The 24,614-nt window shown below is 70.4% G+C and carries 22 protein-coding genes; 14 read left to right on the top strand and 8 right to left on the bottom strand.

Annotated elements, in window-relative coordinates; translation table 11 throughout:
* The first annotated feature begins 35 nt into the window (after nt 1–35).
* From rimO to ACTWQN_RS19850, 7 genes are all read left to right on the top strand, one after another.
* A complete protein-coding gene (rimO, locus tag ACTWQN_RS19880; protein ID WP_443205004.1) occupies nt 36–1,472 on the top strand; it encodes a 30S ribosomal protein S12 methylthiotransferase RimO in 1,437 nt (478 codons plus the stop codon).
* Complete coding sequence (pgsA, locus tag ACTWQN_RS19875; protein ID WP_443205003.1) at nt 1,469–2,089, top strand: CDP-diacylglycerol--glycerol-3-phosphate 3-phosphatidyltransferase; 621 nt, start codon at nt 1,469–1,471, stop codon at nt 2,087–2,089. Before rimO ends, pgsA begins: the two co-directional genes overlap by 4 nt.
* Complete coding sequence (locus ACTWQN_RS19870) at nt 2,086–2,577, top strand: CinA family protein (protein WP_443205002.1); 492 nt, start codon at nt 2,086–2,088, stop codon at nt 2,575–2,577. The genes pgsA and ACTWQN_RS19870 overlap by 4 nt, the downstream gene beginning before the upstream one ends.
* A 182-nt stretch (nt 2,578–2,759) precedes the next feature.
* Nucleotides 2,760–3,233 carry a helix-turn-helix domain-containing protein gene (locus ACTWQN_RS19865; protein ID WP_443205001.1) on the top strand — a complete coding sequence of 158 codons (474 nt, stop codon included), beginning with the start codon at nt 2,760–2,762 and terminating at the stop codon, nt 3,231–3,233.
* 381 nt (nt 3,234–3,614) lie between these two features.
* A complete protein-coding gene (locus ACTWQN_RS19860) occupies nt 3,615–4,448 on the top strand; it encodes a PspA/IM30 family protein (RefSeq protein WP_443205000.1) in 834 nt (277 codons plus the stop codon).
* Between the two features lie 11 nt (nt 4,449–4,459).
* A complete protein-coding gene (pspM, locus tag ACTWQN_RS19855; protein WP_443204999.1) occupies nt 4,460–5,317 on the top strand; it encodes a phage shock envelope stress response protein PspM in 858 nt (285 codons plus the stop codon).
* 157 nt (nt 5,318–5,474) lie between these two features.
* Nucleotides 5,475–6,752, top strand: a complete 1,278-nt coding sequence (locus tag ACTWQN_RS19850; protein ID WP_443204998.1) for a uracil-xanthine permease family protein — start codon at nt 5,475–5,477, stop codon at nt 6,750–6,752.
* A gap of 159 nt (nt 6,753–6,911) precedes the next feature.
* Here the strand turns inward: ACTWQN_RS19850 and ACTWQN_RS19845 are convergent, their stop codons facing one another.
* From ACTWQN_RS19845 to ACTWQN_RS19835, 3 genes are read right to left on the bottom strand one after another with little or no spacing between them, the layout of a single operon-like run.
* Nucleotides 6,912–7,691, bottom strand: coding sequence for a DNA-formamidopyrimidine glycosylase family protein (locus ACTWQN_RS19845; RefSeq protein WP_443205148.1), 780 nt, complete (start codon nt 7,689–7,691; stop codon nt 6,912–6,914).
* A gap of 7 nt (nt 7,692–7,698) precedes the next feature.
* On the bottom strand, nt 7,699–8,337 hold the full coding sequence (locus ACTWQN_RS19840) for a LysE family translocator (protein ID WP_443204997.1): 639 nt from the start codon (nt 8,335–8,337) through the stop codon (nt 7,699–7,701).
* Nucleotides 8,334–9,170, bottom strand: coding sequence for a ParA family protein (locus ACTWQN_RS19835; RefSeq protein ID WP_443204996.1), 837 nt, complete (start codon nt 9,168–9,170; stop codon nt 8,334–8,336). The genes ACTWQN_RS19840 and ACTWQN_RS19835 overlap by 4 nt, the downstream gene beginning before the upstream one ends.
* 408 nt (nt 9,171–9,578) lie before the next feature.
* Between ACTWQN_RS19835 and ACTWQN_RS19830 the strand changes: the two genes are divergently transcribed.
* Both ACTWQN_RS19830 and ACTWQN_RS19825 read left to right on the top strand, forming a co-directional pair.
* Nucleotides 9,579–10,310, top strand: a complete 732-nt coding sequence (locus ACTWQN_RS19830) for a class I SAM-dependent methyltransferase (protein ID WP_443204995.1) — start codon at nt 9,579–9,581, stop codon at nt 10,308–10,310.
* A 374-nt stretch (nt 10,311–10,684) separates the two neighbouring features.
* Nucleotides 10,685–11,101, top strand: a complete 417-nt coding sequence (locus ACTWQN_RS19825) for an SCO2097 family morphological protein (RefSeq protein ID WP_443204994.1) — start codon at nt 10,685–10,687, stop codon at nt 11,099–11,101.
* 131 nt (nt 11,102–11,232) lie between these two features.
* On the opposite strand, the gene ACTWQN_RS19820 is transcribed toward ACTWQN_RS19825, so the two are convergent.
* Genes ACTWQN_RS19820 through ACTWQN_RS19810 form a run of 3 tightly spaced genes read right to left on the bottom strand, consistent with a single transcriptional unit; the run spans nt 11,233 to nt 15,712 of the window.
* Nucleotides 11,233–13,485 carry a transglutaminase TgpA family protein gene (locus tag ACTWQN_RS19820; RefSeq protein WP_443204993.1) on the bottom strand — a complete coding sequence of 751 codons (2,253 nt, stop codon included), beginning with the start codon at nt 13,483–13,485 and terminating at the stop codon, nt 11,233–11,235.
* Nucleotides 13,482–14,735 (bottom strand): DUF58 domain-containing protein, encoded by a 1,254-nt coding sequence (locus ACTWQN_RS19815; RefSeq protein ID WP_443204992.1) that lies wholly within the window; start codon nt 14,733–14,735, stop codon nt 13,482–13,484. Before ACTWQN_RS19815 ends, ACTWQN_RS19820 begins: the two co-directional genes overlap by 4 nt.
* A 2-nt stretch (nt 14,736–14,737) precedes the next feature.
* Complete coding sequence (locus ACTWQN_RS19810; RefSeq protein ID WP_443205147.1) at nt 14,738–15,712, bottom strand: AAA family ATPase; 975 nt, start codon at nt 15,710–15,712, stop codon at nt 14,738–14,740.
* 670 nt (nt 15,713–16,382) lie between these two features.
* On the opposite strand from ACTWQN_RS19810, the gene mraZ reads away from it, so the two are divergent.
* The 4 genes from mraZ to ACTWQN_RS19790 all read left to right on the top strand — a co-directional run bounded on the left by mraZ (nt 16,383) and on the right by ACTWQN_RS19790 (nt 20,660).
* On the top strand, nt 16,383–16,814 hold the full coding sequence (gene mraZ / locus ACTWQN_RS19805; RefSeq protein WP_443204991.1) for a division/cell wall cluster transcriptional repressor MraZ: 432 nt from the start codon (nt 16,383–16,385) through the stop codon (nt 16,812–16,814).
* A gap of 246 nt (nt 16,815–17,060) precedes the next feature.
* Nucleotides 17,061–18,047 (top strand): 16S rRNA (cytosine(1402)-N(4))-methyltransferase RsmH, encoded by a 987-nt coding sequence (gene rsmH / locus ACTWQN_RS19800; protein WP_443204990.1) that lies wholly within the window; start codon nt 17,061–17,063, stop codon nt 18,045–18,047.
* Nucleotides 18,048–18,069: 22 nt separating this feature from the next.
* Nucleotides 18,070–18,810 carry a cell division protein FtsL gene (gene ftsL, locus ACTWQN_RS19795; RefSeq protein WP_443204989.1) on the top strand — a complete coding sequence of 247 codons (741 nt, stop codon included), beginning with the start codon at nt 18,070–18,072 and terminating at the stop codon, nt 18,808–18,810.
* Entirely contained in the window at nt 18,810–20,660 is a 1,851-nt protein-coding gene (locus ACTWQN_RS19790; protein ID WP_443204988.1) for a peptidoglycan D,D-transpeptidase FtsI family protein, read from the top strand. Before ftsL ends, ACTWQN_RS19790 begins: the two co-directional genes overlap by 1 nt.
* 107 nt (nt 20,661–20,767) lie before the next feature.
* Here the strand turns inward: ACTWQN_RS19790 and ACTWQN_RS19785 are convergent, their stop codons facing one another.
* Nucleotides 20,768–22,108, bottom strand: a complete 1,341-nt coding sequence (locus ACTWQN_RS19785; protein WP_443204987.1) for an MFS transporter — start codon at nt 22,106–22,108, stop codon at nt 20,768–20,770.
* A gap of 226 nt (nt 22,109–22,334) precedes the next feature.
* Between ACTWQN_RS19785 and ACTWQN_RS19780 the strand changes: the two genes are divergently transcribed.
* On the top strand, nt 22,335–24,053 hold the full coding sequence (locus ACTWQN_RS19780; protein ID WP_443204986.1) for an IlvD/Edd family dehydratase: 1,719 nt from the start codon (nt 22,335–22,337) through the stop codon (nt 24,051–24,053).
* Nucleotides 24,054–24,077: 24 nt separating this feature from the next.
* On the opposite strand, the gene ACTWQN_RS19775 is transcribed toward ACTWQN_RS19780, so the two are convergent.
* Nucleotides 24,078–24,566, bottom strand: coding sequence for a CHAP domain-containing protein (locus tag ACTWQN_RS19775; protein WP_443204985.1), 489 nt, complete (start codon nt 24,564–24,566; stop codon nt 24,078–24,080).
* Nucleotides 24,567–24,614: the final 48 nt, after the last annotated feature.

The following is a 24,614-nucleotide window of genomic DNA, read 5'->3' as shown; positions in this document are numbered from 1 at the left end:
GCAGGGCCCGGGAACTGGAACGTTAGGCTCGACGCATGTCAACCGAGCAGAGTCTCCGCCGAGTCGCCATGGTCACGCTCGGTTGCGCCCGCAACGAGGTCGATTCCGAAGAACTCGCCGGTAGCCTGCACGGCCGCGGCTGGGACCTCGTCGACGCCGACTCGGCCGATGTCGTGGTGGTCAACACCTGCGGTTTCGTCGAATCCGCCAAGAAGGATTCCGTTGACACGCTGCTCGCCGCCGCCGACACCGGCGCCAAGGTCGTCGCGGTGGGTTGCATGGCCGAGCGCTACGGCGCCGAACTCGCCGAGCACCTGCCGGAGGCCGACGCGGTGCTCGGCTTCGACCACTACGCGCAGCTCGCCGACCGGCTCGACGACGTGGTCGCGGGCCGCGCCATCCAGCCGCACCAGCCGCAGGACCGGCGCAAGATGCTGCCGATCGCCCCGGTCGCCCGGCCCGCCGCGGCGGTGGACGTCGCGGTGCCGGGCCACGGCTGGGTTCCGGCCGCCCGCGCGGTGGCGCGCCGGCGACTCGACGACTCGCCGGTGGCCGCGCTGAAGCTGGCCTCCGGCTGCGACCGGCGCTGCTCGTTCTGCGCCATCCCGTCGTTCCGCGGCTCCTTCCTGTCCCGCCCGCCCGAAGAGGTGCTGGGCGAGGCCGCGTGGCTGGCCGAGCACGGTGCCAAGGAACTGTTCCTGGTCAGCGAGAACTCCACCTCCTACGGCAAGGATCTGGCCGACCCGCGGGCGCTGGAGACGCTGCTGCCCAAGCTCGCCGCCGTCGAGGGCGTCGACCGGGTGCGGGTGTCCTACCTACAGCCTGCGGAGACCCGGCCGGGCCTGGTGCGGGCCATCGCCACCACGCCCGGTGTCGCGCCCTACTTCGACCTCTCCTTCCAGCACTCCAGCGAGCCGGTGCTGCGCCGGATGCGCCGGTTCGGTTCCACCGAATCCTTCTTGGAGCTGATCGAGCAGATCCGCGAGCTGGCCCCGGAGGCGGGTATCCGCAGCAACGTCATCGTCGGCTTCCCCGGCGAGACCGAGGAGGACTTCGCCGAACTGCAGGACTTCCTCACCCGCGCCCGGCTGGACGCCATCGGTGTGTTCGGCTACTCCGACGAAGACGGCACCGAGGCCGCCGCCTTCGACGGCAAGATCGACTCGGACACCATCGACGAACGGGTCGAAAAGCTCTCCGACCTGGCAGACGAGTTGATCGCGCAGCGCGCCGAGGACCGCATCGGCACCGAGGTGCGGGTGCTCGTCGAGCGCCTCGACGACGAGGAGTGCGCCGGTCGGGCCGACCACCAGGGACCGGAGGTGGACGGCGAATGCCTCGTCGTTGATCCTGGAGAGGTCAGGGTGGGCGACGTGCTGCGCTGCCAGGTGGTCGACAGCGAAGGCGTCGACCTCGTGGTGCGTCCGATCGACGGCACGCCCGCACCGAACAGGCCCGGGGAGCAACCATGACGGCCGATGGCGCGGCATCGGATTCCGCGGCGGAGCGGCCCGAGCCCGCGACCGTGCCGCTGGTCAACATCGCCAACATCCTGACCGTTTCCCGGTTGTTGCTGGTGCCGGTGTTCCTGGTGGCGCTGTTCTGGGCAGACGGCCACGACACGCTGTGGCGCTGGATCGCCACCGGGGTTTTCGCGATCGCCTCGATCACCGACCGCATCGACGGCGACCTGGCCCGCAAGCGCGGCCTGGTCACCGACTTCGGCAAGGTCGCCGATCCGATCGCGGACAAGGCGCTGACCGGCGCCGCGCTGGTCGGGCTGAGCCTGCTCGGCGATCTGGGCTGGTGGGTCACCTGGGTGATCATCGGCCGCGAAGTGGCCGTCACGCTGCTGCGCTTCTGGGTGATCCGGCACGGCGTGATCCCGGCCAGCCACGGCGGCAAGATCAAGACGTTGTTGCAGGCCATCGCGATCGGGCTGTACCTGCTGCCGTTGGGCGGCTGGGCCGATCTGCCGCGCTGGGTGGTGACGGGGGCGGCGCTGATCGCCACCGTCGGCACCGGGCTCGACTACGTGGTGCGCGCCGTGCGGCTGCGCGCCGCCGGACGGGCGAAGGCGAACGCGTGATCGTCGAACAGGTCGGACTGCCGTTGTCCCGGGTGGCGGCGCTGCTCGACGTGCTGCGGCGGCGCGGCGAAACGGTGGCGACCGCGGAATCGCTGACCGCCGGACTGGTTGCCGCGGTGCTGACCGATGTGCCCGGTTCCAGCGACGTCGTCCGCGGCGGGCTGATCGTCTACGCGACCGACCTGAAGGCGGAGCTGGCCGGGGTCGATCGCGAACTGCTGAACACCCACGGAGCCGTGCACCCGAGGGTCGCGGAGATGCTCGCCGAAGGCGCGCGCCAGCGCTGCGCGGCGGACTGGGGGATCGGGCTCACCGGAGTCGCCGGACCGGACCCGCAGGATGGGGTGGCGCCGGGCACGGTGCACCTCGGGTTCGCCGGTCCCGGTGGCACGACGGTGCGCTCGGTGCGGCTGGACGGGAATCGGCACGAGGTGCGGGCTGCGGCCGTTCGGGTGGCGCTGGAACACTTCGCCGACCTGCTGCGTTGATGCGTGCGGGCGTTGTGCGCTGGGTGAAGGGCGCGCGGCGCCCGGCTGGGCCGATTGATCATCGGACGTTCGCCCTGGGCGGACTTGACGGCGATCGTTCTCGTTCCGGCCTTCGGATGAGTAACGTAGGGGGCGTTCACGCGTAGTGCACGCGGTAGGCGACGAAGGAAGGGAGGCGCGCGATGACCGTATTGTTGCGGGAGGCGGTCGGTGAACGGCTGCGCCGCGCCCGGACCGCACAGTCTCGGACCTTGCGGGACGTTTCGCGCGCTGCCCGGGTGAGCCTCGGATATCTCTCCGAGGTGGAACGGGGCCGGAAGGAGGCGTCCAGCGAGCTGCTCGCCTCGATCTGCGACGCCCTGGACCTACCGCTGCCGGAACTGCTGGTGACCGTGGCCGGTGACCTCGACGGGACCCTGGTGGTGCCGTCGGTGGTCGAGCAGTCGACGGCGTCGGAGATCGACGGCGGTCACCTGGTGCCCAGCCTGATCGGCACCGAGCTGTCCGAAACCGACCTGGCCCAGCAGCAGATGGCCACCGCCGAAGCAGGCGCGGACGCCGAGCCGCGCGCCTGCGCGGAGCGGCTGCAGCCGATGCTCAGCCAGCGCATCAGCCCGCCGGTGCGCAAGCCCGGCGGCGTGGTGGTCGCTGCCTGACGGCTACGGACGCGAAGCCGGTCTCTTCGTCCGCAAGCCTTGTTCGTGGGTGCCGTGGGTGTGCGCGTGAGTGGTTGTTCCGAACCGGGATTTCCACTCACGCGCAGGTGCTGCCAACTTTTGTGCCTTCTCAGCTCCAGTGGTGTTCCCACCCGGCGGCTCTGGGTCCGCTGTTCGGTTTCCGGATTTCCGGGCCCCGGTGTCGGGTGGGGCGGGCGTTGCTGGTTCGATCTCGGGTGGTGACTCCGGGTAAATCCTGGAGATCTACCGTGTTTGGTGGAAGCCGACACGACTACCTGACACGATGGAACCAGCGGGCACGCCGGGTGCGGCGGTGCCTGCACGGGGCAGCCGAGCAGCAGAAGAAGGCAGGCGGAGGAGATGGCCAATCCGTTCGTTAAGGCCTGGAAGTACCTGATGGCGTCGTTCTCGTCGAAGGTCGACGAGCACGCCGACCCGAAGGTGCAGATCCAGCAGGCCATCGAGGAAGCCCAGCGGCAGCACCAGTCACTCTCCCAGCAGGCCGCTTCGGTGATCGGCAACCAGCGGCAGCTGGAGATGAAGCTGAACCGGCAGCTCGGCGAGGTCGAGAAGTTGCAGGCTTCGGCGAAGCAGGCGCTGGTGATGGCCGATCAGGCCCGCGCGGGCGGTGATGAGGCCACCGCCCAGCGGTACGAGGAGACCGCCACCCAGCTCGCCAGCCAACTGGTCACCGCGGAGCAGGGTGTCGAGGACCTAAAGACGCTGCACGACCAGTCGCTGGGGGCGGCCGAGCAGGCCAAGCAGGCGGTGGAGCGCAACGCCCAGATCCTGCAGCAGAAGATCGCCGAGCGCACCAAGCTGCTCAGCCAGCTGGAGCAGGCCAAGATGCAGGAGCAGGTCTCCGCGTCGATGCGGCAGATGACCGAGATCGCCGCACCTGGCAACACGCCCACGTTGGAAGAGGTCCGGGACAAGATCGAGCGCCGCTACACCACCGCGCTGGGCGAGGCGGAGTTGGCGCAGAACAGCGTGCAGGGCCGGATGCTCGAAGTGCAGCAGGCGTCCGTCGACGCGGCCGGTGCCAGTCGGCTCGCTCAGCTGCGCGCCTCGATGGGCACCAGCCAGTCGCAGGTGACCGGCGGAGGGCAGCAGCAGGTCACCAGTGGTTCGGAGACCGCTGAACCGGCCACCAAGCCCCAGCAGCAGCAGAACCCGCAAGCCGGTCAAGCCTGAGCGAGCGCGGTGTGAAGCCCCGCAAGCACGAGCTGGCGCAGCAGCTGGGCGAGGCCGCCTTGGAGCAGTTGCGCGGCCCCGTCCTCAACGAGGTGCGCCGCAAGTTCGCCACCTGGCGTGATCCGCGGTCCCGGCTGCTCCGGCAGCGCAAGCGCGCCAAGCGAACAGCCACCGGCAGTGCGGTTACCGCCGGGGTGTTCGGCGCCGGTTCGGTCGTCTCCGCGTCCACAACCGCGGCTTGGAACGCGCTGGGTGAGCTGGGGTGGTTGGTCCAGGACACGACGACCTTCGGACTCGGCGGGCTCGCCGTGATCAGCGGGGTTGGCGCGGTCGGCGCGGGGCTGAAGTACCGGCGGCTGAAGCGGACGCCGCTGCCCGAACCACTACCGGAGCCCGTGGCGCTGCCCCCGCAGGGGTCGGCTGCGCGGGAGCCGATGCAGTGGCTGCGGGACGCGGAGCAGAGCCTGCACGGTTCGTTGTCGCAGCTGACCTCGGCGGGCGCGGGCAGCGCCGCAGCCGATGCTCGCGGTACCGCGGACAACGCCGCCGACGAGCTGCGGCGGGTCGCGCAGCGGCTGCTCGCGGTGGAGGCGGCGACCCGGCACGCGCCAGCGGCGGAGCGGTCCGAGCTGCGGGCCGATGTGCAGCGCCTGCGGGCGGAGCTGGACGAAGGTGTCGAAGGGTACGGCGGGTTGGTGGCCGCGGCGGGGCGGGCGGTGGCCGCCAGCGGCGCGCCGGAGCAGAAGCACCTGCTGCAGGATGCGACGGATCGGCTGGCCGGGCTCGCGGCTGGGCTGCGGGAGTTGTCCGGCGCGGATGGGCCGACGCCGGAACCGCCGGAGCGGCAGCACCGATCCGATCCGGCCTGACGCGACACGCCGCGCCGTCATCACTGCTGGTAGTCAACGTTTCGCTGGATCAGCGGCGGTTTGGCTTGATTGTGTGATGCGAAATAGTAATCTTCCCCCAGTCATCACATGCCGTGGCAGGAGATTCACCTGACCGAGCGGCTCGGGGGAGGACGATGTGGCGTTGTGGACCGTGCACGGCAACGGTCGACGCCTGGTGGGCGATGCCGTCGTGGCCTCCGAGGAACGGCTGAGCTGGCCGCTGACCATCGGTTTCGGATTGCAGCACCTGCTGGCGATGTTCGGCACCACGACTCTCGTGCCGCTGCTGACCGGCTTCCCGGTGACGACCACCCTGCTGCTGTCCGGCCTCGGCACCCTGCTGTTCCTGCTGCTCACCCGCAATCGGGTGCCCAGCTACCTGGGTGCGTCGGTGGCCTTCGTGGTGCCGCTGGGCGCGGCGGCGGACGAGGCCGGTGCGAGTCCGTCCGCGCTGCTCGGCGGCGTCATGGTGGTCGGCCTGGTGGTGATCGCCGTCGGCGTCGCGGTCAAAGCGCTGGGCGTGCGGCTGCTGGAGTCGGCGATGCCGCCCGTGGTGACCGGGGCGATCGTGCTGATGATCGGTCTGAGCCTCGCGCCGCAGTCGGTCTCCTCGTTCGACCAGCAGCGGGTGCCCGCGGCGCTGACGTTGGGCACGGTCGTGCTGCTCACCGTCATCAGCCGGGGCATGGCCGGACGGGCCGCCGTCCTGGTCGGGGTGTTGGTCGGCTGGGGATATTCCGCGTTGGCGGGCGATCTGGTGCAGGAACGGGTCGACGAGTTGGCCGCCGCGCCCTGGTTCGGGCTGCCCCAGCTGATCACCCCGCAGGTGCACATCTCGGTGATGCCGTTCGTGCTGCCGCTGGTGGTGGTGCTGGTGGCGGAGCACGTCGCACATCTGAAGGCGGTCGCCGCGATGAGCGGCCGCGACCTCGATCCTCACGTCGGGGACGCGCTGATCGGCGGTGGGCTGGCGACCACGTTGTCCGGCTCGGCGGGTGGCTCGGCGTTGAGCAGCTACGCGGCGAACATCGGGGTCATGGCGGCGACCCGGGTCTATTCGACGGCCGCGTGCCTGGTCGCCGCGTTGGCCGCGATCGTGCTCTCGTTCTCGCCGAAGCTCGGGGCGCTGATCAACACCATTCCGCTCGGGGTGCTCGGCGGTGCGACGCTGGTGCTGTTCGGGTTGCTCGCGCTTGTCGGCGCGCGGATCTGGCTGGATGCCCGGGTGAACCTGGCCGATCCGGTGAACCTGGTGGTGCTGGGCACGGCGGTGATCGCCGGAGTCGGTGATCTGACGGTGCAGGTCGGTGAGCTCCGGGTCACCGGCATGGTGTGGGGCTCGGTCGGCATCGTGCTGGTCTACCCGCTGCTGCGCCGCATCGCCGATGCCCGCAACAACGCCCGCGACCGTTGACCCCGAAACCCACCAAACCATCCATTGTGGACACTTGTGTTGTCTTGCTGTCCGCCCGAGGTACTGATCGCGTGATCGAAAGGTCAGACGTCGCACGATTTCGCGAGAAAGACACGATCACGCCGGTGTTGGTCAATTTCTCGTGAAATCGCGCCCGCATCAGGGCTGGCAGCGGGGGCAGTGGTAGCTGACGCGGGCTTCGACGCCATCGCCTTGGGAGCCGCGGCGGACCGGGCCACCGCAGCGCAGGCAGGTGCGTCGGCCGTAGACCCAGTGCTGGCTGCCGCGCCGCAGGCTGTTGGTCGTGGACTGCTCGGGATGCCAGGCGTTGCGCAGCAGGAGCTCCCGGCACAGCCGCACCGCGCGGGCCGCGTCGACCTCCGCGACCGGCGTCCACGGCGAGCGGCCCAGCAGGAAGCACACTTCCGCCTTGTAGAGGTTCCCGACCCCGGCCACGACCGTCTGGTCCAGCAGGGCGCGACCGAGTTCCCGGCCGGGATCGGCGGTCAGCCGTCGGATCGCCTCGGCCGCGTGCGCGTCGTCCCAGTCCGGATCGAGCAGGTCCGGCCCCAGGTGGCCGATCAGCCGAGACTCCGCCGAGGTCGGCAACCAGCGCAGATCGTGCAGGTTGAACCCGACCGCGACGCGTTCGGAGGTGCTCAGCAGGGCCCGGACCTGGTGCGCGGGCCGCCGCCATCGAGCGCCGGGGGAGTAGAGGTGCCAGGCGCCGTCCATCCGCAGGTGGCTGTGCAGGGTGTGGTCGTCGTCGAAGCGGATCAACAGGTGCTTGCCGACCGGCCGCACCTCGCGCACCCCACGACCGGCGAGGTCCATCGTGGACAGCCGGGGGTGGCGCAGCTCGCCGCGGGTCAGGACCTGCCCGGCCAGCGCCTCGTGCAGCCGGTGGCAGGTTAGGAAGACGGTGTCGCCTTCGGGCAGGGCCGATTCACCGCCCCTCGACCGCCAACTTGAGCCCCAAACCGACCAGCACCGTCGCGGTGAGCCGGTCCAGCCAGGCGCGCACCCGCTGCCGCTGCAACAGCGCGCGAGCGCGACCGGCGACCCACACCAGCGCAGTCGACCACAGCAGGCCGATCGAAATGTGCGCCGCCACCAGCAGCGGCCCCCAGACGAACGCCGCCGGGCCGGTCGGCAGGAACTGGGGCAGCAGGCTGATGTAGAACACACCCACCTTGGGGTTGAGCAGGTTCGTGGCCAGCCCGGCCCGCAACGCCGCCGGGCCGGTCAACCCGACAGATGTGCCCGGAAGCTCCGAGTCGTGCTGAACCCTGTTGCGGGGCAACGACTTCCACAGCGCCGAGCCGCCCAGCCAGAGCAGGTAGACCGCGCCCGCCACCCGCACGATGTCGTAGGCCAGCTGGGAGGCGGTCAGCAGCGCGGTCAAGCCCGCGACGCTCGCCGTGCCCCAGACCACGCAGCCGAGGTTGATGCCGAGGTACGTCGCCACCCCGGCGCGGCGTCCGCCGAGCAGGGAGTGCCGCAGGATCAACATGGTGTCCAGGCCGGGCGTCAGCACGCCGATCACGGCCACGAGGACGAAGGTGGCGAACGCCGCAGTGCTCATTCGGCCTCTTCCAACAGCTCGTCTTCGTCCTGCTCCTGGCGGCGCGGCCGACCAGCGCGCAGGGTGCGGGCCAGCACCAGGTTGAACGCGAGCGCGACCTCCCGCGCACCCGGCGTGCCCCACTGGTGGATCGGCATGCACGCGCCCTGCGCCTGCTGCACGGCCAGCCGGTCGGGCAGCGCGACCGGCATCACCAGCGGGCCGAAGATCTCCCGCAGCTCCTCGATCCGGAACTGGTGCTCGTGGGAGCGCGGCCGCACCCGGTTGACGATCACGCCGAGCGGTTGCAGGCCAGGGTTGTTCGACTGCCGCTCGGCCTGCACGGCTTCGAACGCCCGCTGCACGCCGGAGACCGCGAAGATCGTCGGCTCGGTGACCAGCAGGGCGCGGTCGGCGGCGACCAACGCCGAGCGGGTCAACCGCCCCAGGGACGGCGGGCAGTCCAGCAGCACCAGCTGGTACGGCAGTTGGCCCTCGGCGACCAGGCCGTCCAATTCGGACAGCGCCTCGGTGAGCCGGGACAGGTGCTTGTCGTCGGGGTGGTGGCCGTTGTGGCTCTCGGCGTCTTCGGAACCCACCAGGACATCGACCTCGGCACCCCAGGAACTGCCGGTCACCGCCGCCCGCAGCACCTCCGGGCTCGGATCGGCGAGTACGTCGCTGAGGCCCTTGGTGGTCCTCTCCGGCTCCAGGCACGCCGTCGCGTTGCACTGCGGGTCGAGGTCGACGACCAGCGTCCGAACTCCTCGGCGCATCGCGGCCGAGGCGAGGCCGAGCACCACGGTCGTTTTGCCCACGCCACCCTTGAGACTCAGCACTGCCACCGTCTGCACGGACGTAGCCTACGGAACCGACAGCCGTCCCAGAACTTCTCCCTGAAACTTGACTCGCGTAGCCGTGTGGATGACGGAACTTCAGAGCCTGTCCCCGGACTCGTTCTGCGTGGCGGTGCGGTGGCGGAACCTGGCGATTTCGCGCGAAATCGACCACCCCACCCGAGGTGGTCGGCCCGGCCCGGCCACTTCGAAGACGGGCACTCAGACGCGGTCTCGACTACGCCGATCCCCGACACCATGTGTACGTCGGGGCAGGCCTCGCGGAGAACGCAGTCGGCAGCGTCGGAGAACCCGCAGCCGTGCGGTCGCGAGGGGTGGGTCAGGCGGCGCCGCTTCGGAGGCTCTTCGGAATGTTGTCCGCACGCCGGTGAAACCCGTCCACCTGCCCGCATTACGCTGCTAACCATGAGATCCGACGCCGTCTACCAGGTGCTGGAAACCGAACTCGTCGAAGCCCGGCGGCGCGGCGGTGGGCGCTCGCCGCGGGTGCTCGACGTCGGTGGCGGCAGCGGGGTGTGGGCAGTGCCGTTGGCCAAGGCGGGCTGTTCGGTGACGGTCGTCGATCCGAGCCCCAACGCGCTGGCCATGCTCCAGCGCCGGGCCGTCGAGGCCGGGGTGGCCGAGAAGATCACCCCGTTGCAGGGCGATACCGACGCGCTGTCGGCGATCAGCCCGGCAGGCGGCGCCGATCTGGTGCTCGCGCACGGCTTGCTGGAGGTCGTCGACGACGTCGACACCGCGGTCTCGGCGCTGGTGGCCGCCACCAAACCAGGCGGTGCGGTGTCGGTGCTGGTCGCCAACCGATACGCGGCCGTGCTCGGCTGGGCGTTGGCCGGTCGGGTTGCCGAGGCGCTGCAACTGATCCAGGCCGAGGACGGGCGGCTCGACGAGTCCTCGGACACGTTGCAGCGGCGGTTCGACACCGATGGTCTGCGACAGCTCCTGACGGCGGCCGGATTGACCGTGGAGCTCATCCAGGGCCAAGCGGTGCTCAGCGATCTGGTGCCCGGATCGGCGCTGGACAACAACCCCAGAGCGGCGAACGCGATGGTCGAGCTGGAACGAGCGGCGGCACTGCGCCCACCGCTGCGCGACATCGCGACCCGCCTGCACGCGATCGGCCGCGCCCCCGCCTGAGCTCGATTCGGTCGGTGGTTGCGGCGGACACACCCGGGCGATGCCGGAGGGCCCCGGCGCGATGCATCGGATATACATGGGTCGGGCATCCGGCGGACGACGCCGCGTCTGTACCCATCAAGACCGGGCTTCGGCCGAGTGCAGCAGTGCTGTCGGGGGCGCGCTTGGGGCAGAACGCGGATCGATCACTGCCCCGAGGGGATGATGTCGGCAACCTCGCACCGTTACAGTGCCAGGACCGGGTAGTCGTCACGTCGTGGGAACCGTATCCTCGGTGTTGACGCCCCCAAGCGTTCGCCGGTCCCCAAACCTGGGTGGGCAACAGCCCACCGGGTCTCCGGCGCCACTGAGAGACCTGTGCCGGAGGAGGAGTCATGCCACTCTCCGAGCACGAGCAGCGACAGCTCGAACAAATCGAGCGCGCGCTCTACGCCGAGGACCCGAAGTTCGCCTCCACCGTGCGCGGAGGACGGCTGCATCGCCCATCCCGACGTCGGAGGCTGCAGGGCATTGCCGTCTTCGTGCTGGGGTTGGCGCTGCTGGTAATCGGTGCGGTGATCCCGGCCCTCAGACCGGCCGACATCCCCGTGTTGAGCGTGGTCGGCTTCCTCGTGATGTTCGGCGGAGCAGTGATCGTCCTGTCCGCGTTGCGCGGTGGCGGGGACGACGTGGAATCGGTGCCGGACAACGGCGGTGGTGGGCGGCCGAAGCGGGGCCCGAACCGCAGTGCTGGACGCAGCTCCTTCGCGCAGCGCATGGAGGAGCGTTTCCGCAAACGCTTCGAGCAATAACGGTTCATGGCCTGATGATCGCCGCCTGATCTGACTGATCGGTGCGGCGATCTTCACTGTTCGCACCCTCGTCGATCCGGGTCCTCCGGTGAACGTGCGGCGCCTTGCGTCGGGTTTGCAGGGCGTCGGGTTTACGGGTTGGCTTGGCGCAGTTGCAGCACCGAGCGGGGGAACAGTCGCGAGCGCCAATCCAGCGGCGTGGCGCGGCGCAGGCTGGTCAGCACGCTGTGCAGCGCATCCGGTAGGCCCGCGTCCGGCTGCTGCCCCGGCGGCGCGTACCACTCCCGCTCCACCGCCACCACCAGCGCTCGCATCGCCTTCGCACCGGATTCGTCCAAGCCGTGGCGATCGATTAGACCGGTCGCGACCCGGCGCGCCGTGTCGGTGTCCGCCGGGCGGGTTCCGCGATCTTGGAACTCGTCCAGCACCTCCTGCCACGCGAGCCCGGCCGCGCCCTCGGAGCCTTCGGCGACCGCGTGCAGTCGTCGCCTCCGGCGCACCTCCCGGACCACTGCGGGCGTCGCGAGCAGCGCGAGTCCGAGCACGAGGACGCCGATGCTGATCGGCCACGGGTTCGCGGCCCCGGCCTCGCTCGGCGAGCCCGTCGTGCCGCCGACGTCGGCGCCGTCCGGGCGGTCCGCTCCTTGCGCCGAACCATCCGTCGGTGGCGCGCTCGGCACGGCCTGGCCAGGCAGCGGGGCCAGCGGCTGCGCGGGGTGCAGCTCGCTGTTGAGGAATTCCGGCAGCGCGGTGCGTCCGTCGTCCAGCGGGGTCGGGTCGAAGGTCTGCCAGCCCCAGCCGGGGAAGTACGCCTCCACCCAGGCGTGCGCGTCCTCGGTGGTGATCACCCGCTCGTCGCCGTCGCGGTATCCCGGGGTGAAACCGATGGCCACCCGGGACGGGATGCCGACGGCGCGCAGCAGGACCGCCATCGACGATGCGTACTGCTCGCAGAAGCCGCGCTTGCCGCGGAACAGGAAGTCCGACAGGGCGTCTCCGCCGGTCGCCGGGGCGGTCCGCAGGTCGTAGCGGAAACCGTTGGCCGGGTCGGTGAAGTACCGGTTGAGCGCGACGGCCTTGTCGAACTCGGTCGGCGCGTTCGCGGTCAGCTGCCGGGCCAGCTCGGCCACCTGCGGCGGGATGCCCGCGGTGTTGAGGTAGGCGGGCGCGATCGGCATCGGGCCGTTGGCACCCCGCAGCTCGTCCGGGGTCGGATCGGCGATGATCGCCCGCTGGACGTAGGGGCGGCTTTCCTGGTTGGTCTGGGTGAACACGATTCCGGCGGCCGGGTCGTAACGCCAGTTCGGCCCCATCCCGGAGACCGCTACCGGGATGCCGAACACCGGCAGCCACGGATCCCGGTAGCCGGTCGGCTGGATCTCCAGCCGCTCCGGGGTGCCGCGGTCGATCGTGGTGCCCTCCGGCAACGGCAGGTTGACCCCGGCGTCGACGCCCTGGGTGAGGCCTTCGAGTTCCCAGCCGCGCTGCGGGTCGAACTTCCGCAGCGTCATCGCCCGCAGGTAGGAGTCCGCCCGCAAGCCGCGGACCCGGAACAGCTCGACGACCCGGTCCCGGTTGAGCTGGCCGCGCAGCGAGGTGAACGGTTGCAGGCCGATGCCGTCGGTGCCGCCGAACTGCTCCGGCACGGCACCGGGTAACCGGCCCTCGGTGCCGACCCCGGTGAACGCCGCGCCGGTGAGCAGGGCGATCACCCCGGCTGTCCCGGCGACCGCCGCGGTGGTGCGGCCGAAGAGGGTGTGCGCGACCTGGCTGCGGTCTTCGTGCCGCCGCCACTTGCGGTGCTGTCCACCCGAGGCCAGCAGCAGGGCGTAGCCGAACGCCCCGGCGGCGAAGGTCCACCACGGGAGCATGTCGTCGGCCAACGACGCGGGGATGGCGAACACGCACAGCAGCACCAGCCCGGTCACCGCTGGGCTGCGGTAGGTCACCACGATGACGTCCGCGACCACCGCCACCAGCCCCAAGCCCAGGCAGACCAGGGTTTGCAGCGCGGGTTCGGCGGGTACCGGCGGCACCCCGGTGCGCACCAGCTCACCGGCCCTGGCCAGCAGGTCGCCCAGCTCGCCGATGGCGGCCGGACCAGGCAGCACACCCAGCACCGCCCGATCGCCGAACAACGCCGTCAGAACCACCAGCAGGCCCACGAGCTGGGCGAGCACGGTCAGCGCCAGCGGCCAGCGGACCCGTCGCCCGAGCACCCCCACCGCCGCGACGGCCACCACGGTGAACGCGGCCGGGAACAACCAGCGGCCGTCGGCGAACACACCGGAGAACGCCGTCGCCGCGCACAGCACCGACAGGGCACCGGCGGCGGTGGCCACCAGCGACGTGTCGATCGCGGTGGTCATCCGGTTCTCGGTCACGTCCCGACCTCCGATTCCGGCGCGGTGGTCTCCCGGCACAGCCGCTGCCAGACATCGGCGACCGAGGTGTTCGGCTCGGCCGCGATGACCACGGTCCAACCGGCCGCGCGCAGCCGCCGGGCGGCCTGCTTCGGGTCGAAGCCGCCGCCCGCTTCGCCGTGCCAGGCGCGGACGTCGAGCAGCAACGCGAGACTTCGGGTCTCTTGTGGACGGAGCTTGGTCAGCTCGGTGACCGCGGCGGTGGTCGTTTCGCCGAGCACCGCGATCAACTCGTGCCCGCTGCCCGGATCGCGGGTGGCCACCAGATCGCGCTGCGGCGAGGTGCGCACCGCGGCCAGCGCGTCCAGCACCGCGTCGTCGTCGTGCGCGCCCTCGGACGGTCCAGCACCTCCCGCCAACACCTGCCCGTCCTCGGTGACCAGCCGAACCTGCTGGCCGTTGCGGTGCAGGTGCAGGCAGATGCTGGCCGCCGCGGAGATCGCCCACTCGACGCTGCTGCGCGCGCCGCTGCCCCGGTGTGCGGCCGACCGCCGGTCGAGCAGCACCGTGACACCACCGTGCCAGGGGCGTTCTTCGACGCGAACCATCAGCTCGTCGCGGCGTGCGCTGGACTTCCAGTGCACCCGGCGGATGTCGTCGCCGTGCCGGTACTGCCGCACCATGGCGTCGTCCTCGCCGTGCCCGGCCCGCAGCCGGGTGGTGCCGTCATCGCCGGTTCCCAGCCCCGAACCGGCGGGCAGCCCGGAGAGCTGGAAGACCTTCGGCACCGCGACCAACCGGCTGCTCTCGGCCAGCTCCCGCTCGAATTCGGAGAGCCCGAACGGATCGCCGATCCGGGTGCGCAGCGGCCCGATGTAGTGGATGCCGCGCAAGGTCGGCGCCACCGAGTACTCCAGGACCGTGCCGCCGTGCCGCGGCACCGAGTCCAGCCGGAATCTCGGCCGCCCGCCGAGCGCGTGCGGGGTGTTGTCCTCCAGCACCAGCCCACCCACCGGGAGCCGTCCGGCACCGATGATGTGCAGCTGCACGGTCGCATTGGCACCAACCGGGATCCGCGGCGGAAACACCTGCCGCCGGGCCCCGATGCCGAACCGGACGCGGCTGGACAGCAGCAGGGCCAGCAGCGGTAACGCGACCACGAATGCCGACACCCGCAGCAGATCCCGCTCGTCCAGCACCAGCGCGCACGCCCCGGCGGCCACGCCCGCCGCCAACAGGCAGCGCCCGCGGATGGTCAGCCCCGACAGCACGACTACCTTCGTTCGCCGTCGGTATCGCCGCGCGGCACCGGGATCCGGTTCAGCAGCTGCCGCACCAGATCCGTGGCCGAGCGGCGGGCGGCGCGGGCCTCGCTGGTCAGCATCAGCCGGTGGGCGAGCACCGGGATGGCGATCGCCTGCACGTCGTCCGGGATGACGAACTCGCGGCCCGCCAGCGCGGCCTGCGCGCGGGCGGCGCGGACCAGTTGCAGGGTCGACCTCGGCGAGGCGCCCAGCCGCAGTTCCGGCAGCTGGCGCGTCGCGGTCACCAGGTCGATCACGTAGCGCCGGATCTCGGTGGACAGGTGCACCCGCCGCACGGCGCGCAGCATCGCCTGCACCTCGCTGCTGTCGGCGACCGGGCGCAGGTCGCGCAGCGGATCGTGTCCGGCGTGCTCGTCGACCATCGCCAACTCGGCCTTCGCGTCCGGGTAGCCGATCGACACGCGGGTGGTGAAGCGGTCGCGCTGCGCCTCCGGCAGCGCGTAGGTGCCTTCCATCTCGATCGGGTTCTGGGTGGCGATCACCATGAACGGCGCGTTCAGCGGGTAGGTCTCCCCGTCGACGGTGACCTGGTTCTCCTCCATGCACTCCAGCAGCGCCGACTGGGTTTTCGGCGAGGCCCGGTTGATCTCGTCGCCGACCACGATGTTGGCGAACACCGGGCCGGGCCGGAACTCGAAGTTCTCGGTCTGCCGGTTGTAGATGGACACCCCGGTGATGTCGCTGGGCAGCAGGTCGGGGGTGAACTGGATGCGGCTGACCGTGCAGTCGATGGACCGGGCCAGCGCCTTGGCGAGCGAGGTCTTGCCGACCCCCGGCACGTCTTCGACCAGCAGGTGGCCCTCGGCCAGCATGGTGACCAACGCGACCCGCACCACCTCGGGCTTGCCGACCAGGACCTGTTCGACGTTGGCGGCGATGCGTTGGATCGTGCCGTGCAACCGGTCGATGCCGGGTGCCTCCAGGGCATCCGCAGCGTCGTCGGTCGCCGGGCCGGACAGCTGAACCTTGGGCGTCACGCCACCTCCTGCACGTTTCGGCACACGAGCGCTCGGCTCGGGGAAGTCGGCTCGCTGGAGCGATCGCGCATGCAAGCCTCCAAAGTCTGCGGCCGGTGAGCGGCTGCGGCGGTCCGCGCCAGCGTCCTCCGGACCCGCCGAAGATCATCCGAATCAGCTCCAGCGTGCACGTGCAGTGTGCCAAACCGGTGGTGCTCGGCGGGACACCCTCACCAACCTCAAGTGGATCGGCCGCCCCACTCCGCCCCACCGCGAACGCCGTCGGCGGCCGGATCGAGCGGGCCACGAGCATAACGGCGCCCACCGGTGGGTTGATCAAGGTCGGGGCGCGGAATCCCCCCACTTCGCCCCCACGTCTTGCCACCTGCGCAAACGGCGTCACTACTGCCGGGGGAACCGGGGCAACTCGTGTTGACGGTGGAGCGAAGTGGGGTACTGTGGGGGAAGGTGGGGCAAACGGGGGTCCTGCCGCTTCCGGTGGCCACCGATCATCGAGACCACCAGAAGTATCGGCTCGGTGGTTGGTCGGCCGGATCGCGGTCCGGCAGTCGATCGGGACCGGGACGTGGTCCGGGGTCGTCATGCGGGCGGCCTGGGCCGGGGGAGGTGGACCGGGATGTTTCTCGGCACCCACCACCCGAAGCTCGACGACAAGGGGCGCTTGACGCTGCCGGCGAAGTTCCGGGAAGCACTGGCGGAGGGTCTGATGGTCACCAAAGGCCAGGACCACTGCCTCTACGTGTTCCCGCGCGACGAGTTCGAGCAGATGGCGCGCAAGGTCGCCGAGGCACCGTTCACCAACGAGGCGGTCCGCGCCTACCAGCGGTACCTGTTCGCCGGAACCGACGAGCAGCAACCCGATGGCCAAGGGCGGATCTCGATCGCGGCGGAGCTGCGGCGCTATGCCGGGCTGACCAAGGAGTGCGTGGTCATCGGCGCGATCAACCGCCTGGAGATCTGGCACGCGGAGAGGTGGCAGAGCTACCTCGACGAACACGAGGAGGGTTATGCGCAGGCACGTGAGGAGGTGTTGCCGGGCGTGTTCTGAGTCTCCCGCCGACCGACGAGACGGTTGTTGACGGCGGGTATCCGGGTTTCGTGAGGCCTCGGTCCGCTCGGCTATCGCATGCCTGGTGCATCTTCCCCGGCACCAGGACGCGACGGGCGGGCGGGGACCTGACGGGATCCGGGAATCCAGGGGGACCACCGAACAGCCGCCGCGCGCGGACCCCACGGGTCCGCGCGCGCGGCTGGCGGGTTTTGACGAAACGGCACGCGGGAGGGAGGCGCCGCCGTGGCCGGACAACGGCATGATCAGGGCGGATCCGCCCGCGATCGACATGTGCCGGTGTTGCTCGACCGCACGCTGGAACTGCTCGCGCCGGTGCTGTCCCGCGACGGTGCGGTGGTCGTCGACGCCACACTCGGCATGGGCGGGCACTCCGAGGCGATGCTCGCCGCCCACCCAGGTCTGACGCTAGTCGGGTTGGACCGCGATCCGGAAGCCCTGCGGCTGGCCGGTGCCCGGCTGGCGCCCTATGCCTCGCGGATCCACCTGGTGCACGCGGTGTACGACGAGTGGACCGAGGTGCTCGCCCAGCTCGGACTGTCCGAAGTGGATGGTGTGCTGTTCGACCTCGGGGTGTCCTCGTTGCAGCTGGACGAGGTCGGCCGCGGTTTCGCCTACGCGCACGATGCGCCGCTGGACATGCGGATGGATCCCGGTGCGTCGCGCACCGCCGCCGATGTGCTCAACACCTACCCCGCGGACGAGCTGACCCGGGTGCTGCGGACCTACGGCGAGGAGAAGTTCGCGGCCAAGATCGCGGCCGCGATCGTCCGGGCGCGGCACAAGGAACCGTTCACCAACAGCGCGCGGCTGGTGCAGCTGCTCTACGACACGGTTCCGGCGGCCAGTCGGCGCACCGGCGGGCATCCGGCCAAGCGCACCTTCCAGGCGCTGCGCATCGAGGTCAACGCTGAGCTCGACGTGCTGGAGCAGGCGCTACCGGCGGCGCTGGACTCGTTGGCCACCGGGGGCCGGATCGTGGTGCTGTCATACCACTCGCTGGAGGACCGGATGGTCAAGCGCGCTTTCGCCGACCGCTCGAAATCGCGCACCCCGGTCGACCTGCCGGTGGAACTGCCCGGCCACGGGCCGGAATTCCGATTGCTCACCAGGGGCGCCGAGCTCGCCGGTGAGCAGGAGATCGAAGTGAACCCGCGGGCGGCGTCCGTGCGGCTGCGCGCTGCGCAGCGGATCAGCCGGGGGGACGCATGAGCGGCAAGGCGAGGGAGGCGACATGACGGCACCTGCACGCGCCAAGAACGCTGCGTCGCGCACGGGTTCCACCGAGCGGACGCAGCAGGCCGCCCAGAAGACGGCGCAGAAGACGGCCCAGAAGACGGCGCAGAAGAGCGCGCAGAAGTCCGGGCCGGAGAAGCCGCGGGCGCGTTCCGCCGCGGCCGAACGCGCGTATGCGCGCCGCGAGGAGCGGCGGGAGCGGTCGGTGCGGGAGCCCGCCGATCGGCGGCCGCGCCAGCTGCGGCAGGGCGTCGAGGAACGGCGGCCGGCGACGGCGAAGCCGCGGCCGAAGGCGAAGCAGCTGCAGGAGCGGGTCTCGCTCTCGCGGTTGCCGCTGGTGGTCGTCGTGATGTCGGTGCTGGCCACCGGACTGGCTGCGACGCTGTGGCTGTCCATCGCGGCGGTCAGCGGCAGCTACCGGTTGCAGGACGGCGAGAACCGGATCAACGAGTTGAACGAGCGCAAGGAGAAGCTGCTCAGCGACGTCAGCACGATGAGCTCGACGCCGGAGATACAGCGTCGCGCGGAGGAATTGGGCATGCGGCCCGCACCCGCCCCAGCGCACCTCGTCCCGCAGCCGGACGGGTCGGTGCTCGTCGTCGGTGAACCGAAGAAGGCCACCGCCCCGCCGCCCCCGGCTGCGCCGCCGGTCCAGCCGCCGCCGGGCGCCCTCGCAGCGCCGCCGGTGGCCGAGCAGAACCAGGTCCAGCCGCCGCCTGACGCGCCCGCGGGCCATTGATGGCTCGCGGGGCGCGCCGGACCATCCAGGGACGCACCGCGCGGACCAACGTGGCCGGGAGCAACCGGCGGCTGCGAGTCGGCAGGTTGCTGCTGGTGATCGCGTTGCTGCTGACCTGCGGCAAGCTGATCCAGGTGCAGGGCTTCGAGGCCAGCGCGCTGTCCGAGAAGGCGCAGCAGCAGCGGCTGACCAGGCAGCCCATTCGCGCCGAGCGGGGGTCCGTCCTGGACCGCAACCAAAACGTGCTGGCGTTCAGCAACGAAGCGCGGCAGCTGTACGCCAACCCCCGGATGCTGACCGAGACGTTCGACGAGGAGCACGCCAAGGACCCCTCGAAACCCACCGCGGTGCAGTACAAGCAGGAGATCGCCCGGTTCATCCCGCAGGTGGTGCAGGGGAAGATCACCGAGCAGGAAGTGCTCGACGCGCTGTTCGAGGACGTCCAGTTCACCTATTTCGGCGCGGAGATCGATCCGAGCCAGGCACAGGTGATCCACGAGAAGTACCCGCAGATCGGCGCCGAGTACCGGGCGACCCGCGAGTACCCGGCCGGGGACCTGGGGGCGAACATCATCGGCGCGGCCAACTGGCGGATGGACGAGAAGCGGGTGCGAGGCCAGATCGGGCTGGAGTATTCGCTGGACCCGGTGCTGGCCGGGACCGACGGCGTGAAGGTCTCGGACACCGCGATGGGGTCGAGTCTGGTCATCCCCGGCACCGAGCGGGAGTTGGAACCCGCCGTCGCGGGCTCGGACGTGCAGCTGACCATCGACTCGGACCTGCAGTTCACGGTGCAGCGCGAGCTCGCCGACTACGCCCGGAAGGCCGGGGCGTCCAGCGCCAGCGCGGTCGTGCTGGACGCGAAGACCGGCGAGGTCTACGCGCTGGCCAACGACAAGACCTTCGACCCGCGCGGCTCCTGGGCGGAGAACTCCGGCAACCCGGCGGTGACCACGCCGTACGAGCCTGGTTCGGTGAACAAGGTGATCACCGCGGCTGGCGCGATCGAGAACGGCATCGTCAAGCCGGACACCGTGTTGCAGGTGCCGGGGTCGATCTCGGTCGCCGACCGGACCGTCGAGGATGCCTGGCCGCACGGCACGATGCCGCTGACGTTCACCGGGGTGCTGGGCAAGTCGTCCAACGTCGGAACCCTGATGGTCGCGCAGCAGCTCGGCGAGCAGCGGTTCTACGATCTGGCCCGCGGCTTCGGGCTCGGCCAGCGGACCGGGGTGGGGCTGGCCGGTGAGAGCGCGGGCAGCCTGCCGCCGCGCGAGTCGTGGTCCGGGTCGACCTTCGCGAACCTGCCGATCGGCCAGGGCCTTTCGATGACGGTGCTGCAGATGGCCGGGATGTACCAGGCGATCGCCAACGACGGGGTGCGGGTGCCGCCGCGCGTCATCGCCGCGGAGATCCGGCCGGACGGCACGCGGGTGGAGCGGCCCCGACCGGAGGGCGTGCGGGTGGTCAGCCCGCAGACGGCCCACACCGTGAAGGACATGCTGCGTTCGGTGGTGCAGAAGGACAAGGACACCCGCCAGAACGGCACCGGCCCGGACGCGGCGCTGACCGGCTTCCAGATCTCCGGCAAGACCGGAACGGCGCAGCAGATCAACCCGGCGTGCCGCTGCTACAGCAATTCGAAGTACTGGATCACCTTCGCCGGGATCCTGCCCGCGGACAACCCGCGCTTCGTGGTGGGCCTGATGCTCGACGGCCCAAGCTCCGGCACCCGCGAGGCCGCTTCAGCAGCGCCACTGTTCCACAACATCGCGGCCTTCATAACCCAGCGCTACCAAATCCCGCTGTCCAAAGAACAAGCCCCAATCCAAATCCTCCAACCGAACTGACCCGCTCGGCGCGGAGACCTATCGGGGTGAAGGGCACCTTTGACCGGCTTACTCGGTCCAAGGTGCCCTTCACCCAGTCCTGATCGTGTGAACGACGCGGTGTTGGGTCAGGCTGCGGTTTCGGTTGCTCGGGTGGGGATTTCCTCTGCTGGGGCGCGGAACTTGGACAGCAGCAGGAAGAGCGCCGCTGCCGCGAGGCCGCACAGGGCCAGCAGGTACAGGCCTGCGGTGTTGGAGTCGAGGGTCTCCTCGATCCAGGTCTTCGCGACCGGGGCCACGAAACCGCCCAGGTTGCCCAGCGAGTTGATCAGGCCGATGCCCGCTGCCGCGGCCGTGCCGGTCAGGTAGGCCGCCGGGAACGTCCAGAACACCGGCTGCACCGCGATGTACCCGGCCGCCGCCACCGCCAGGCCCGCGATCGCCATCACCGGGCTGCTGAAGTACGCCGATGCCGCGATGCCGATCGAACCGCCCGCGACGCAGGCCGCGGCCACGAAGCGCTTCTTGGCCTGCGCCAGTCGGTCGGCGCCGCTGGACACCGCGAAGTTCACCAGCAGGGCCACCGTCCACGGAATCGCCGTCACCAGCCCGACCAGCAGCCCGGCCTTGCTGCCCACGGCCTCGGACACCTGCGTCGGCAGGTAGAAGGTCATGCCGTAGACGCTGCACTGGATCAGGAAGTAGATCAGGCAGAAGAACAGCACCCGCCGGTCCAGCATGGCCGACCAAAGCCGGTGCGGGCCGTGCGCCTGCTTGGCCTCGGCTTCCCGGTCGAGCGCGGTCTGCAGCGCGGCGCGCTGCTGCGTCGACAACCACTTGGCGTCGGCGGGCTTGTTGTCCAGGTAGAAGAACGCCCACACGCCGACCACGCAGGCGAACAGGCCCTCCACCGCGAACATCCACTGCCAGCCGAGGATTCCGCCCGCGCCATCGAGTTCCAGCAGCAGTCCGGAAAGCGGCCCGCCGAGCACCGAGGCGAGCGGGATGCCGAAGTAGAACAGCGCGTTGCACCGCGCCCGGTACGCGTGCGGCACCCAGTAGGTGATGAACAGGATGATGCCGGGGAAGAAGCCCGCTTCGGCCACCCCGAGCAGGAAGCGCAGCAGGTAGAACCAGAACTCGTTGCTCACCAGCGCCATCGCGGCCGAGATGATGCCCCAGGTCACCATGATCCGGCACATCCACCAGCGGGCGCCGACCCGCGTCATGATCAGGTTGCTCGGCACCTCGAACAGCGCGTAGCCGATGAAGAACAGCCCGGCCCCGAGGGCGTAGGCGGCCTCCGAGATCCCGGCGTGCGCCTGGAATTCCTCCTTGGCGAACCCGATGTTGACGCGGTCCAGGAAGGCGACCACGTACATGAACAACAGGAACGGCATCAGCCGCACCATTACCCGCCGGATCGCGGTCGTGAGCGCCTCGTCGGGCGCCCGCTCGCCGGTTTGCAACCTGCCTCCTCGCTGAGGTGGTGTTGTTCGAAATATCGAACCTAGTTCGTGATATGGGTCACGAGCCTAAAGCCGGTGCTCGCGCGCGTCAATGGCCTGGAGCTGGCGCGTTCGGTATCACAACCAGCGTTCGAGATAGCGGATCGCCTGGCTGGGCCTATTGCGCACCGGCCGTCGAGCTGGTTACGTCGCATGCGTCCGACCAGGGACTCAGCGAGGAGGACGAATGAGCGCGCCGCGGCGCAGTGCGAGTTGGTTCGGTGCACACGGCCGGGCCGGGATGACCGCCCGGTCCTGGGTCAAGAACCAGGGCTACAGCGACGAGGTGTTCGACGGGCGGCCGGTGATCGGCATCGGCACCACCTGGTCCGAGCTGGCTCCCTGCAACGCCCACCAGCAGCGGATCGCCGAGGCGGTCAAGCGCGGGGTGTGGCAGGCGGGCGGCTTTCCGCTGGAATTCCCGAACATGGCGCTGGGCGAGACGCTCATGCGGCCGACCACGATGCTCTACCGCAACCTGCTGGCGATGCAGGCCGAGGAGACCATCCGCGCCAACCCGCTCGACGGCGTCGTGCTGCTCTCCGGCTGCGACAAGACGACGCCCGGCCTGCTGATGGCGGCGGCCAGCGTCGACCTGCCCGCGGTGATGCTCACCGGCGGGCCGATGCTCAACGGCAAGTACAAGGGCACCGACATCGGCTCCGGCACCGCCGTGTGGCAGGCCGAGGCCGACCTCGTCGCGGGCAAGATCACGCAGGAGGAGTGCTTCTTCATCGAGGGCTGCATGTCCCGCTCCAACGGGCACTGCATGACGATGGGCACCGCCTCCACCATGGCCTGCATCGTCGAGGCGCTGGGCATGCAGCTGCCGTACGCGGCGTCCTGGCCCGCCGTCGACGCCCGCCGCTACGCCACGGCGCAGCAGACGGGGCGGCGCATCGTCGAGATGGTGCAGGAGGACCTGAAGCCCTCCGATGTGCTCACCCGCGACGCGTTCCGCAACGCGATCCGGGCCAACGCGGCGATCGGCGGATCCACGAACGCGGTCGTGCACCTGATCGCCATCGCCAAGCGCGTCGGCGTGGAGCTGACGGTCGACGACTTCGACCACGACACCCGCGACGTGCCGACGCTGGTCAACCTGCAGCCCAGCGGCAAGTTCCTGATGGAGGACTTCTGCTACGCGGGTGGCCTGCCCGCCGTGCTCAAGGAGCTCGGCGACCTCGTCGAACGCTCCGCGGTCACCGTCAACGGCCGTTCGATGGGCGAGAACATCGCCGACGCGGAGGTGCACAACCGCGAGGTGATCACCACCTTCGACGAGCCCTTCCAGGCCGTCGGCACCGGTACCGCCGTGCTGCGCGGCTCGCTGGCGCCGGGCGGCGCGGTGGTCAAGCAGTCCGCGGCCTCGCCCCGGCTGTTGCAGCACCGCGGCCCGGCGATGGTCTTCGAAGACGTCGACGACTACTACGCGGTCTGCAAGGACGACGACCTGGACGTCGACGAGAACACGGTGCTGATCATCCGCAACGCCGGGCCGAAGGGCTATCCGGGCATGCCGGAGGTGGCCAACGTGCCGGTGCCGAAGAAGGTGCAGGACAGCGGATTCGACGACATCGTGCGGATCTCCGACGGCCGGATGAGCGGCACCGCCTACGGCACGGTGATCCTGCACGTCACGCCCGAGGCCGCTGCGGGCGGTCCGCTGGCATTCGTGCGCACCGGCGACATCGTCAGCATCGACGTGCCCGGCCGCCGCCTCGACCTGGAGGTGCCGGAGGAGGAGATGAACCGGCGCCGCGCGGAGTGGAAGGACCCCGACAACCCGTACCCGCGCGGCTACCAGCGGTTGTACTACGACCACGTGCTGCAGGCCTCGGACGGTGCGGACCTGGACTTCCTGGTCGGCAAGTCCGGCAGCTACGTCCCCCGCGACGGGCACTGACGCCGCTGCCTTGGGTGGCTGTGGTCAGCGACCGGCGGGGACCTGCGGGTCGCTCCAGCCGAGGTAGTTGTTGAAGTACGAGAGGTCGTCGGCGTGCCCGATCGCACCGGCGACGCTGCTGGCGTAGAAGCCGCCTTCGCCATCGGCGATCCCGACGTGCCCGTACTGGCTGATGTTCCAGTACACGAACGCGCCAACCGGTGGGGTGGAGCCGTCGGTGTGCGCCTTGCCCGCCCGCACCGCGCCTTCCCAGTGCGCGATCGCTGACGGCCACACTCCCGTTGTGCCCCAGGCGTTTTCCACGGCCTTCTCGCAGAGGCCCTGGTAGGAGGTGTCGCCGATGTGCTGTTGGAACCACTCGACGGCGCCCTGCGCGGTGCCGTCGGCGGGGTCGAGTTGGGCCGCCTGCGGGGCGGGCTGGGCGATCGCGCTCGGCGCGGCGAGCGGGGTGAGCACCAAGGCCGCGGCAACACCGCAGGCACCGGCTAATCGAGCGAGATGATGCTTGTTCACGAAGTCCTCCCGGAACGCAAAAATCTCCAACGATCGGGAGAACGCTAT

Source organism: Saccharopolyspora antiqui (genome assembly GCF_052246905.1).
GTDB lineage: Bacteria > Actinomycetota > Actinomycetes > Mycobacteriales > Pseudonocardiaceae > Saccharopolyspora.
Note: the sequence above shows the minus strand (reverse complement) of the source record. Positions and strands in the feature narration are given on the sequence as shown.